This window comes from Streptomyces spiralis (assembly GCF_014654675.1).
In the GTDB taxonomy this organism is placed as follows: Bacteria; Actinomycetota; Actinomycetes; order Streptomycetales; family Streptomycetaceae; genus Streptomyces; species Streptomyces spiralis.
Genome location: NZ_BNBC01000001.1, coordinates 465,165 through 478,359 on the forward strand (window position 1 = coordinate 465,165; position 13,195 = coordinate 478,359).

Consider the following 13,195-nt stretch of genomic DNA (forward strand, 5'->3'; position numbering starts at 1 on the left):
CCGCGGCATGCGTCACTGACCGCCAGGGGGGCGGGCGGGCCCGGGTGCGCCGTGGGCGGCACCCGGGCCCGCTGCCGTTCCCGCTGCGACCCGCCCGGCCCGGCCGGAAGTCGCGCAGGCATGCGAAAGGGCCCGTACGACCGAAGTCGTACGGGCCCTCTCGGGTGCTCGCAGGAGCTACCAGGTCAGGTCGTCAGAGTTACTTGACGATCTTGGTGACCTGGCCGGCGCCGACGGTCCGGCCACCCTCACGGATGGCGAACTTCAGGCCCTCTTCCATGGCGATGGGCTGGATGAGCTGCACCGACATCTCGGTGTTGTCACCCGGCATGACCATCTCGGTGCCCTCGGGGAGGGTCACCACGCCGGTCACGTCCGTCGTACGGAAGTAGAACTGCGGGCGGTAGTTGTTGAAGAACGGCGTGTGGCGGCCACCCTCGTCCTTGGACAGGATGTAGGCCTGCGCCTCGAACTCGGTGTGCGGGGTGACCGAGCCCGGCTTGATGATGACCTGGCCGCGCTCGACGTCCTCGCGCTTGATGCCGCGGAGCAGCAGACCGACGTTCTCACCGGCCTGGCCCTCGTCGAGCAGCTTGCGGAACATCTCGATGCCGGTGACCGTGGTGGAGGTCTTCTCCGGCTTGATGCCGATGATGTCGACGGTCTCGTTGACCTTGAGGACACCACGCTCGATACGGCCGGTGACGACCGTACCGCGACCGGTGATGGTGAAGACGTCCTCGATCGGCATCAGGAACGGCTTGTCGACGTCGCGCTCCGGCTCCGGGATCGCGGTGTCGACGGCGTTCATGAGGTCCAGGACGGACTGGGTCCACTGGGCGTCGCCCTCGAGCGCCTTCAGCGCCGAGACCTTGACGACCGGGACGTCGTCGCCCGGGAACTCGTACTCGGTGAGGAGCTCACGGACCTCGAGCTCGACGAGCTCCAGGATCTCCTCGTCGTCCACCATGTCGGCCTTGTTCAGGGCGACCACGATGTACGGAACGCCGACCTGGCGGGCCAGGAGCACGTGCTCCTTGGTCTGCGGCATCGGGCCGTCGGTGGCGGCGACCACCAGGATCGCGCCGTCCATCTGCGCGGCACCGGTGATCATGTTCTTGATGTAGTCCGCGTGACCCGGGCAGTCGACGTGGGCGTAGTGACGCGCCTCGGTCTGGTACTCGACGTGCGCGATGGAGATGGTGATACCGCGCTGGCGCTCCTCGGGAGCCTTGTCGATGTTGTCGAACGGGGTGGCCTCGTTCAGCTCCGGGTACGCGTCGTGCAGCACCTTGGTAATGGCGGCCGTGAGGGTCGTCTTACCGTGGTCGATGTGACCGATGGTGCCGATGTTGACGTGCGGCTTAGTCCGCTCGAACTTCGCCTTCGCCACTGGGGTCCTCCTGTGGAGTGGTTCTGTACGCCTTACTTCATCGGCGCCAGGTGATCTTTGCTGGATGGCCCGGATCCCCGGGGCATTCCTCCCGCTTCACTGCGGAAGGGGCGGAATGCCCCACGAGGCTCCGGAGTCAAGCCTAAAGGCTGGAACTCGGGAGAGTTACTCGCCCTTGGCCTTCGCGATGATCTCCTCGGCGACGTTCCGCGGAACCTCGGCGTAGGAGTCGAACTGCATGGAGTAGCTGGCCCGGCCGGACGTCTTGCTGCGCAGGTCGCCGACGTAGCCGAACATCTCCGAGAGGGGCACGAGGCCCTTCACGACGCGGGCACCCGCCCGCTCCTCCATGGCCTGGATCTGGCCACGGCGGGAGTTGATGTCGCCGATGACCTCACCCATGTAGTCCTCGGGCGTGGTGACCTCGACGGCCATCATCGGCTCGAGCAGCACGGGGCTGGCCTTGCGCGCGGCCTCCTTGAAGGCCTGCGAGCCGGCGATCTTGAACGCGAGCTCGGAGGAGTCGACCTCGTGGTAGGCACCGTCGAGCAGCGTCACGCGGACACCGGTCATCTCGTAACCGGCGAGGATGCCGAACTGCATGGCCTCCTGCGCACCGGCGTCGACCGAAGGGATGTACTCCTTCGGCACGCGGCCACCGGTCACCTTGTTGATGAACTCGTACGAGGCGTCGCCGCCCTCGATCGGCTCGATCGCGATGATGACGCGGGCGAACTGGCCGGTACCACCCGTCTGCTTCTTGTGGGTGTACTCGACCTTCTCGACGGACTTGCGGATCGTCTCGCGGTAGGCGACCTGCGGCTTGCCGACGTTGGCCTCGACCTTGAACTCACGGCGCATACGGTCGACCAGCACCTCGAGGTGCAGCTCGCCCATGCCGCCGATGATGGTCTGGCCGGTCTCCTCGTCCGAGTGGACCTGGAAGGACGGGTCCTCCTCGGCCAGGCGCTGGATCGCGACGCCCAGCTTCTCCTGGTCGCCCTTCGACTTGGGCTCGATGGCGACCTGGATGACCGGCGCCGGGAAGTCCATGGACTCCAGGATCACCGGCTGCTTGTCGTCGGACAGCGTCTCACCGGTCGTGGTCTGCTTCAGACCCATGACGGCGACGATGTCACCGGCGCCCACCGACTCGATCTCCTCACGCTTGTTGGCGTGCATGCGGTAGATCTTGCCGATGCGCTCCTTCTTGCCCTTCACCGAGTTCAGCACGGAGCTGCCGGACTCCAGGCGGCCGGAGTACACGCGGACGAAGGTGAGCTTGCCGAGGTGCGGGTCGCTCATGATCTTGAACGCCAGCGCCGACAGCGGCTCGTCGTCGGACGGCTTGCGCTTGACGACCGTCTCCGGGTCCTTGACGTCGTGGCCCTCGATGGCCTCGATGTCGACCGGGGACGGCAGGTAGCGCACGACCGCGTCGAGCAGGGGCTGGACGCCCTTGTTCTTGAACGCGGTGCCGCAGAACACCGGGGTCACGGTGGTGCCGGTGCCCTTGCCGGAGGCGATGGTGATACGGCGGATCGCCGCGTACAGCTGCTCCTCGGTGGGCTCCTCGCCCTCCAGGTACAGCTCCATCAGCTCTTCGTCGTTCTCCGCGACGGCCTCGAGCAGCTTGCCGCGCCACTCCTCGGCGGCCTCGGTGTGCGTGGCCGGGATGTCGACGATGTCGTACATCTCGCCCTTGGTGGCCTCGGCGGACCACACCAGGGCCTTCATCTTCACCAGGTCGACGACACCCTTGAAGTCCGCCTCGGCACCGATCGGCAGCTGCATGACCAGCGGCTGCGCGCCCAGGCGGTCGGAGATCATGTCGACACAGCGGTGGAACTCGGCACCGGTGCGGTCGAGCTTGTTCACGAAGCAGATGCGCGGAACGCCGTAGCGGTCCGCCTGACGCCACACCGTCTCGGACTGGGGCTCGACGCCGGCGACGCCGTCGAACACCGTCACGGCACCGTCGAGCACACGCAGGGAGCGCTCCACCTCGACGGTGAAGTCGACGTGGCCCGGCGTGTCGATGATGTTGATGGTGTGGTCGACGTCTTCCAGCGGCCAGTGGCAGGTGGTGGCAGCAGAGGTGATCGTGATGCCACGCTCCTGCTCCTGCTCCATCCAGTCCATGGTGGCAGCGCCGTCGTGGACCTCACCGATCTTGTAAGAAACGCCGGTGTAGAACAGGATCCGCTCGGTGGTGGTCGTCTTGCCCGCGTCGATGTGGGCCATGATCCCGATGTTGCGGACCTTGGCCAGGTCAAGTGAAGTGGTAGCCATAAGGCTTCAGTCTTCTCTCGGTCTCGATGTGGGTAGCGACTACCAGCGGTAGTGCGCGAAGGCCTTGTTGGACTCGGCCATCTTGTGCGTGTCCTCGCGCTTCTTCACAGCGGCACCGAGGCCGTTGGAGGCGTCGAGAAGCTCGTTGAGCAGACGCTCGGTCATGGTCTTCTCGCGACGGGCGCGGGAGTAACCGACGAGCCAGCGCAGCGCGAGCGTGTTGGCGCGACCGGGCTTGACCTCGATCGGAACCTGGTACGTCGCACCACCGACACGGCGGGACTTGACCTCGAGGGTCGGCTTGATGTTCTCCAGCGCGCGCTTCAGCGTGATGATCGGGTCGTTGCCCGTCTTCTCACGCAGGCCCTCCATGGCGCCGTAGACGATGCGCTCGGCGGTGGAGCGCTTGCCGTTCAGCAGCACCTTGTTGATGAGCGACGTGACCAGAGGAGAACCGTAGACCGGGTCGATGATGACCGGGCGCTTCGGGGCGGGGCCCTTACGAGGCATTCTTACTTCTCCTTCTTGGCGCCGTAACGGCTGCGGGCCTGCTTGCGGTTCTTGACACCCTGGGTGTCGAGGGAGCCACGGATGATCTTGTAGCGAACACCCGGCAGGTCCTTCACACGGCCGCCGCGCACGAGCACGATGGAGTGCTCCTGCAGGTTGTGTCCCTCACCCGGAATGTAAGCGGTGACCTCGATGCCGCTGGTCAGACGCACACGCGCGACCTTGCGGAGGGCCGAGTTCGGCTTCTTCGGGGTGGTCGTGAACACACGCGTGCAGACGCCACGGCGCTGGGGCGAACCCTCGAGTGCGGGCGTCTTGTTCTTCTCGACCTTGTCCTGCCGGCCCTTGCGGACCAGCTGCTGGATCGTAGGCACTACTTCTCCGGTTTCTGTGTGCCGATGGGTACAGCTAACCTGGAACTTCGCCGACCCACGCGGTCGGGTGTGTCGAATCCCGCGGACTCCCGCCGCAAGGCAGAAAGAAGCGCAGATTGCGGTGGCCGGTGACGGCCCCCTGGCGGTTGAAGGCACGCACGGGAGCCAGGGCACACCCCAGGCACAAGGTCTGAGCGTACCCAGCACACTCACTCCGGTCAAAACAGAAGCGCTCTCCGGCCCGAACACAGGCGGCTCCACCGGCGCGCCGGGACTCTCCGCGCGTCGGCTTCGCCGCCCTGCCTGCGGTTCCTCCCATCCTCACCTCACTATCACAGGTGACGACGCGATGCGAACCAGGAATGGGCCGTACGAGGGCCAGAAGCCGGGTTCTCGCGTCGTACGGGGCCGTGCCGCGCCGGGTGTGCCCCGTGCGGCCCTGCCGCGCCCCTGCCGGGCGCTGTGGGCGTCTGCGGGGAGCGCCGAGGGGCCGGGCCACGGCAAGGGGGCGACGCCCGCCTCCTGGGCCGTCCGCGGCTTCGGGGGCAGGGTCGGCCGGCCGGCCCTCGTCGGGCGGCTCCCTGCGGCCTGCCGCGCCGCACGCCGAAAGGCCGAAGGGCGGCCACCCCATCGGGGTGACCGCCCTTCGGTCATGCTGCTCGCTTACTGGTTGTACGGACCGTAGTCGTAGTCCTCCAGCGGAACGGCCTGGCCGGAGCCGGTGCCGAACGGCGAGTAGTCGATGTCGTCGTAGCCGACGGCCGAGTACATCGCGGCCTTGGCCTCCTCGGTCGGCTCGACCCGGATGTTGCGGTAGCGGGACAGGCCCGTACCGGCCGGGATGAGCTTACCGATGATGACGTTCTCCTTGAGGCCGATGAGGCTGTCGGACTTGGCGTTGATCGCCGCGTCCGTCAGGACTCGGGTCGTCTCCTGGAAGGAGGCGGCCGACAGCCAGGACTCCGTCGCCAGCGAGGCCTTGGTGATACCCATCAGCTGCGGACGACCGGAGGCCGGGTGACCGCCCTCCTGGACCACACGACGGTTCTCGGTCTCGAACTTCGAGCGCTCGACCAGCTCGCCGGGCAGCAGCTCGGCGTCGCCGGACTCGATGATCGTCACCCGGCGGAGCATCTGCCGGATGATGATCTCGATGTGCTTGTCGTGGATCGACACGCCCTGCGAGTTGTACACCTTCTGGACCTCGCCGACCAGGTGGACCTGGACGGCACGCTGACCCAGGATGCGCAGCACGTCGTGCGGGTTCTGGGTACCCACGGTGAGCTGCTGGCCCACCTCGACGTGGTCGCCCTCCTCGACCTTCAGACGGGCGCGCTTCGAGATCGGGTACGCCGTCTCGTCGCTGCCGTCGTCCGGCGTGATGACGATCTTCTTCGTCTTCTCGGTCTCCTCGATGCGGACGCGACCGGCCGCCTCGGAGATCGGGGCGACACCCTTCGGGGTACGGGCCTCGAAGAGCTCGACGACACGCGGCAGACCCTGGGTGATGTCGTCACCGGCCACACCACCGGTGTGGAAGGTACGCATCGTCAGCTGGGTGCCGGGCTCACCGATGGACTGGGCGGCGATGATGCCGACCGCCTCACCGATGTCGACCAGCTTGCCGGTGGCGAGCGAACGGCCGTAGCACATCGCGCAGGTACCGACCGCGGACTCGCAGGTCAGGACCGAGCGGGTCTTGACCTCCTCGACACCGCGGGAGACCAGTTCCTCGATGAGCACGTCGCCCAGGTCGGTGCCGGCCGGGGCCAGCACCTGGCCGTCGACGACGATGTCCTCGGCGAGGCAGCGCGCGTACACGGACGTCTCGACGTTCTCCGCCTTGCGCAGCACGCCGTCCGCGCCGCGCTCCGCGATGTGGAGCTTGAGGCCACGGTCGGTGCCGCAGTCCTCCTCGCGGATGATGACGTCCTGCGAGACGTCCACCAGACGACGGGTGAGGTAACCCGAGTCGGCGGTACGCAGAGCGGTGTCCGCCAGACCCTTACGGGCACCGTGCGTGGAGATGAAGTACTCCAGCACGGACAGACCCTCGCGGAAGGACGCCTTGATCGGACGCGGGATGGTCTCGTTCTTCGCGTTCGACACCAGACCACGCATACCGGCAATCTGACGCATCTGCATCATGTTGCCTCGTGCACCCGAGTTCACCATCATGAAGATCGGGTTGGTCTTCGGGAAGTTGTCGTTCATCGCCTCGGCGACCTCGTTGGTCGCCTTGGTCCAGATCGCGATGAGCTCCTGCGTGCGCTCGTCCTTGGTGATCAGACCGCGCTCGTACTGCTTCTGGACCTTCTCGTCCTGCGCCTCGTAGCCGCGGACGATCTCCTTCTTCGCCTCGGGAACGACGACGTCGGAGATGGCCACGGTGACGCCGGAACGGGTCGCCCAGAAGAAGCCGGCCGCCTTCAGGTTGTCGAGCGTCGCCGCCACGATGACCTTCGGGTAGCGCTCGGCGAGGTCGTTGACGATCTCGGAGAGCTGCTTCTTGCCGACCTCGTAGTCGACGAACGGGTAGTCCTCGGGCAGCAGCTCGTTGAAGAGCGCACGGCCCAGCGTGGTCCTCAGACGGAAGCTGTCGCCGGTCTGGTACTCCGGCTCGCCCTCCTCGGCCACCGGCGGGGTCCAGCCGCGCGGCGGGATGGTGCCCACCGGGAAGCGGATGTCCACCTTGGACTGCAGGGACAGCTCGCCGGCGTCGAACGCCATGATCGCCTCGGCGACCGACGCGAACGAACGGCCCTCGCCCTTGACGTCCCGCATCTCGCCGTCGGTGGTGAGGAAGAACAGACCGAGGACCATGTCCTGGGTCGGCATCGTCACGGGACGGCCGTCAGCGGGCTTGAGGATGTTGTTCGAGGACAGCATCAGGATGCGGGCCTCGGCCTGCGCCTCCGCGGACAGCGGCAGGTGCACGGCCATCTGGTCACCGTCGAAGTCCGCGTTGAACGCGGTGCAGACGAGCGGGTGGATCTGGATGGCCTTGCCCTCGACCAGCTGCGGCTCGAAGGCCTGGATGCCGAGGCGGTGCAGCGTGGGCGCACGGTTCAGCAGAACCGGGTGCTCCGCGATGACCTCTTCCAGCACGTCGTACACGACCGTGCGGCCGCGCTCGACCATGCGCTTGGCGCTCTTGATGTTCTGCGCGTGGTTCAGGTCGACCAGGCGCTTCATCACGAACGGCTTGAACAGCTCCAGCGCCATCGCCTTCGGCAGACCGCACTGGTGCAGCTTCAGCTGCGGGCCGACGACGATCACGGAACGGGCCGAGTAGTCGACTCGCTTGCCGAGCAGGTTCTGACGGAAGCGGCCCTGCTTGCCCTTGAGCATGTCGGACAGCGACTTCAGCGGACGGTTGCCGGGGCCCGTGACCGGGCGGCCGCGGCGGCCGTTGTCGAAGAGCGCGTCGACGGCCTCCTGGAGCATGCGCTTCTCGTTGTTCACGATGATCTCGGGCGCGCCGAGGTCGAGAAGCCGCTTCAGGCGGTTGTTGCGGTTGATGACACGGCGGTACAGGTCGTTCAGGTCGGAGGTCGCGAAGCGGCCACCGTCCAGCTGCACCATCGGACGCAGGTCCGGCGGGATGACCGGGACGCAGTCCAGGACCATGCCCTTGGGGCTGTTGGAGGTCTGCAGGAACGCGGAGACGACCTTCAGCCGCTTCAGGGCACGGGTCTTCTTCTGGCCCTTGCCGGTGCGGATGATCTCGCGGAGCTTCTCCGCCTCCTCCTCCAGGTCGAAGGACTCCAGGCGCTTCTGCAGCGCCGCGGCACCCATCGAACCGTCGAAGTACGTGCCGAAGCGGTCACGCAGCTCGCGGTAGAGCAGCTCGTCGCCCTCGAGGTCCTGGACCTTGAGGTTCTTGAACCGGGTCCACACCTCGTCGAGGCGGTCGATCTCGCGCTGCGCACGGTCGCGCAGCTGCTTCATCTCGCGCTCGGCACCCTCGCGCACCTTGCGGCGCACGTCGGCCTTGGCGCCCTCGGCCTCCAGCTCGGCCAGGTCGGACTCGAGCTTCTTGGCGCGGGCCTCCAGGTCGGCGTCGCGGCGCTGCTCGATCTGCTGGCGCTCGACGGAGACGTGGGCCTCCAGCGAGGGCAGGTCGCGGGTGCGGCGCTCCTCGTCGACGTACGTGATCATGTACGCCGCGAAGTAGATGACCTTCTCCAGGTCCTTCGGAGCCAGGTCGAGCAGGTAGCCCAGGCGCGACGGGACACCCTTGAAGTACCAGATGTGCGTGACGGGAGCGGCCAGCTCGATGTGGCCCATCCGCTCACGGCGCACCTTGGCGCGGGTGACCTCGACACCGCAGCGCTCACAGATGATGCCCTTGAAGCGGACGCGCTTGTACTTGCCGCAGTAGCACTCCCAGTCCCGGGTGGGGCCGAAGATCTTCTCGCAGAAGAGGCCGTCCTTCTCGGGCTTGAGGGTGCGGTAGTTGATGGTCTCGGGCTTCTTGACCTCGCCGTGGCTCCACTGACGGATGTCGTCAGCGGTGGCCAGGCCGATCCGGAGCTCGTCGAAGAAGTTGACGTCGAGCACTATGCGTCAATCCCTCTCAGGGTCGAAAGTCTTTGGTCTGAAACGGGGGCCTGGGGGTCGGCGGGGCCCTGTGGGTGAGGGCCCCGCCGGACTCCCGTCAGACCTCTTCGACGCTGCTCGGCTCGCGCCGGGACAGGTCGATGCCGAGCTCCTCCGCAGCGCGGAAGACGTCCTCGTCGGTGTCACGCATCTCGATGGACATACCGTCGCTGGACAGCACCTCCACGTTCAGGCAGAGCGACTGCATCTCCTTGATGAGGACCTTGAAGGACTCGGGGATGCCGGGCTCGGGGATGTTCTCGCCCTTGACGATCGCCTCGTAGACCTTCACACGGCCGGTGACGTCGTCGGACTTGATGGTCAGCAGCTCCTGGAGGGCGTAGGCGGCACCGTATGCCTCGAGTGCCCACACCTCCATCTCACCGAACCGCTGGCCACCGAACTGGGCCTTACCACCCAGCGGCTGCTGGGTGATCATCGAGTACGGACCGGTCGAGCGGGCGTGCAGCTTGTCGTCGACCAGGTGGTGCAGCTTCAGGATGTACATGTAGCCGACCGAGATCGGGTCCGGGAACGGCTCACCGCTACGGCCGTCGAACAGCCGCGCCTTGCCGGTCGGGAGCACCATGCGCTCGCCGTCCCGGTTCGGGATGGTGTGCTGGAGCAGACCCGCGAGCTCGTCCTCGCGCGCACCGTCGAAGACGGGGGTCGCGACGTTCGTGCCCGGGTCGACCTGGTCGGCGCCGATCGCCTGGAGGCGCTGCGCCCACTCCTCCGCGAGGCCGGAGACGTCCCAGCCGCGGCTGGCGAGCCAGCCGAGGTGGATCTCCAGGACCTGTCCCGGGTTCATTCGGGACGGGACACCCAGCGGGTTGAGGATGATGTCGACCGGGGTGCCGTCCTCCAGGAACGGCATGTCCTCGATCGGCAGGATCTTGGAGATGACACCCTTGTTGCCGTGGCGGCCGGCGAGCTTGTCGCCGTCGGTGATCTTGCGCTTCTGCGCGACGTACACGCGCACCAGCTGGTTCACACCGGGGGGAAGCTCGTCGCCCTCCTCGCGGTCGAAGACGCGCACGCCGATGACCTTGCCGGTCTCGCCGTGCGGCACCTTCAGCGAGGTGTCACGGACCTCACGGGCCTTCTCACCGAAGATCGCGCGCAGCAGGCGCTCCTCCGGCGTCAGCTCGGTCTCACCCTTCGGCGTGACCTTGCCGACCAGGATGTCGCCGGCGATGACCTCGGCGCCGATGCGGATGATGCCGCGCTCGTCGAGGTCGGCGAGGACCTCCTCGGAGACGTTCGGGATGTCCCGGGTGATCTCCTCGGGGCCGAGCTTGGTGTCACGGGCGTCGACCTCGTGCTCCTCGATGTGGATCGAGGAGAGGACGTCGTCCTGCACGAGGCGCTGCGACAGGATGATCGCGTCCTCGTAGTTGTGACCCTCCCACGGCATGAACGCCACGAGCAGGTTCTTGCCCAGCGCCATCTCGCCGTTCTGGGTGGCCGGGCCGTCGGCCAGGACCTGACCGACGACGACGTGGTCGCCCTCGTTGACGATGACCTTCTGGTTGACCGAGGTGCCCTGGTTGGAGCGGGCGAACTTGGCCAGGCGGTACGTGATGTACGTGCCGTCGTCGTTGGCCGTGGTGATGTAGTCCGCGGAGACCTCCTGGACCACACCCGCCTTCTCGGCCTTGACCACGTCGCCGGCGTCGACGGCGGAGCGGTACTCCATGCCGGTGCCGACGAGCGGGGACTCGGACTTAATCAGCGGCACGGCCTGACGCATCATGTTCGCGCCCATGAGGGCACGGTTGGCGTCGTCGTGCTCGAGGAAGGGGATCATGGCGGTCGCGACCGACACCATCTGGCGCGGCGAGACGTCCATGTAGTCGACGTCCTCGGGGCTGACGTAGTCGACCTCACCGCCACGGCGGCGGACCAGGACACGCGCCTCGGCGAACCGGAGTTCGTCGTTCAGCGTGGCGTTGGCCTGCGCGATGACGAAGCGGTCCTCCTCGTCCGCGGTCAGGTAGTCGACCTCGTCGGTGACCTGGCCGTTGTCGACCTTGCGGTACGGGGTCTCGACGAAACCGAACGCGTTGACCCGGCCGTAGGAGGCGAGCGAGCCGATCAGACCGATGTTCGGGCCTTCGGGCGTCTCGATCGGGCACATACGGCCGTAGTGCGAGGGGTGCACGTCACGGACCTCGAAGCCGGCCCGCTCACGGGAGAGACCACCCGGGCCCAGCGCGGACAGACGCCGCTTGTGCGTCAGCCCGGAGAGCGGGTTGTTCTGGTCCATGAACTGGGACAGCTGGCTGGTGCCGAAGAACTCCTTGATGGAGGCGACGACCGGCCGGATGTTGATCAGGGTCTGCGGCGTGATCGCCTCGACGTCCTGCGTGGTCATCCGCTCGCGGACGACGCGCTCCATACGGGCCAGACCCGTGCGGACCTGGTTCTGGATGAGCTCGCCGACGCTGCGCAGGCGGCGGTTGCCGAAGTGGTCGATGTCGTCGGTCTCGACGACGACCGGCTGGCCGTTGTCACCGACCGTCTCGGTCTCGCCGGCGTGCAGCTTCACCAGGTACTTGATCGTCGAGATGATGTCCTCGACGGTCAGGATGCCCGCGTCCAGCGGGGTGTCCGTACCCAGCTTCTTGTTGACCTTGTAGCGGCCGACCTTGGCGAGGTCGTAGCGCTTGGGGTTGAAGTAGAGGTTCTCCAGCAGCGTCTGCGCGGCCTCACGCGTGGGGGGCTCGCCCGGGCGCAGCTTGCGGTAGATGTCGAGCAGCGCGTCGTCCTGGCCCTGGGTGTGGTCCTTCTCCAGGGTGGCGCGCATCGACTCGTACTCGCCGAACTCCTCGAGGATCTGCTCGTTGGTCCAGCCGAGCGCCTTGAGCAGGACGGTGACCGACTGCTTGCGCTTGCGGTCGATGCGGACACCGACCATGTCGCGCTTGTCGATCTCCATCTCCAGCCAGGCACCCCGGGACGGGATGATCTTGGCGGAGAAGATGTCCTTGTCGGAGGTCTTGTCGATGGAGGAGTCGAAGTAGACACCGGGGGAACGGACCAGCTGCGACACCACGACACGCTCGGTGCCGTTGATGACGAAGGTGCCCTTGTTCGTCATGAGCGGGAAGTCGCCCATGAAGACGGTCTGGGACTTGATCTCGCCGGTCTCGTTGTTGGTGAACTCGGCCGTGACGAAGAGCGGGGCGGCGTACGTGAAGTCGCGCTCCTTGCACTCGTCGATCGAGTTCTTCGGGGGCTCGAAGCGGTGGTCGCGGAACGTCAGCGACATCGACCCGGAGAAGTCCTCGATCGGGGAGATCTCCTCGAAGATCTCCTCCAGACCGGACTTGGTGGGGACGTCCTGACCGGACTCCAGAGCCGCCTCGACGCGAGCCTTCCACGCGTCGTTGCCGAGCAGCCAGTCGAAGCTCTCGGTTTGCAGCGCGAGAAGGTTCGGAACCTCGAGGGGCTCCTTGATCTTTGCAAAGGAGATGCGCAGCGGGGCGGTGCTGGCGCCGTTGTTCATATTCGCGGTCGAGGCGTTGCGCGAGGCGGCCAAGAGGGGGTCCTTCCGAGGGCTCGGACTCACTACGCGCGTACCGGCCCCTCTCCCACGCGCCGGGACAGACGGTGCCCTATGTGGCCAAAAGGCCAGGTCGGGCGTGGTCCGGTCGTCGATGCTCGGGTGAGGGCATGCCCCTGGTGACGGGCAGGGGACAGCTAACAGGCAGCGCAAAGGGTCAGTGTAGCCACTTGGCCCACTGATGTCCAGTGCGGGTTTCTCGAGACCCTCGTTGTCGTCACCGCCTGCGGCCTGCTGCCCTCAACGCACGTTGATACTGCCCTCTTCGCCGTCGATCCATGCCTCGGATTCGGATCCTTGTGACGACGCGTCCTGAGAATTGCGCGCTGCGTGCGGTTCGTCAAGGCCCCCCATGCCCCAACCGGATGCTGCCATCGTCACTTGCAGCCTGCCTCCGGGGGCCTCTCGAGGCACGACGAAGATCACCATACCCCTCCCGGTCGTGCGTGCAAGGCC

Annotated in this window: 6 protein-coding genes; all 6 read right to left on the reverse strand. The window is 66.7% G+C overall.

Annotated elements, in window-relative coordinates; all coding sequences use genetic code 11:
* Positions 1-199 precede the first annotated feature (199 nt).
* Positions 200-1,393 (reverse strand): elongation factor Tu, encoded by a 1,194-nt coding sequence (gene tuf, locus IE318_RS02160; protein ID WP_030174481.1) that lies wholly within the window; start codon positions 1,391-1,393, stop codon positions 200-202.
* A 165-nt stretch (positions 1,394-1,558) separates the two neighbouring features.
* The gene (gene fusA, locus IE318_RS02165) at positions 1,559-3,685 is read right to left on the reverse strand and encodes an elongation factor G (RefSeq protein ID WP_030174480.1); all 2,127 of its coding nucleotides are present in this window, start codon (positions 3,683-3,685) and stop codon (positions 1,559-1,561) included.
* Between the two features lie 39 nt (positions 3,686-3,724).
* Entirely contained in the window at positions 3,725-4,195 is a 471-nt protein-coding gene (gene rpsG, locus IE318_RS02170) for a 30S ribosomal protein S7 (RefSeq protein WP_003992340.1), read from the reverse strand.
* A 2-nt stretch (positions 4,196-4,197) separates the two neighbouring features.
* Complete coding sequence (gene rpsL, locus IE318_RS02175; RefSeq protein WP_003948652.1) at positions 4,198-4,569, reverse strand: 30S ribosomal protein S12; 372 nt, start codon at positions 4,567-4,569, stop codon at positions 4,198-4,200.
* A 663-nt stretch (positions 4,570-5,232) separates the two neighbouring features.
* A complete protein-coding gene (locus IE318_RS02180; RefSeq protein WP_030174479.1) occupies positions 5,233-9,132 on the reverse strand; it encodes a DNA-directed RNA polymerase subunit beta' in 3,900 nt (1,299 codons plus the stop codon).
* Positions 9,133-9,229: 97 nt separating this feature from the next.
* Positions 9,230-12,715, reverse strand: coding sequence for a DNA-directed RNA polymerase subunit beta (gene rpoB / locus IE318_RS02185; protein WP_189895727.1), 3,486 nt, complete (start codon positions 12,713-12,715; stop codon positions 9,230-9,232).
* Between the last annotated feature and the right edge of the window lie 480 nt (positions 12,716-13,195).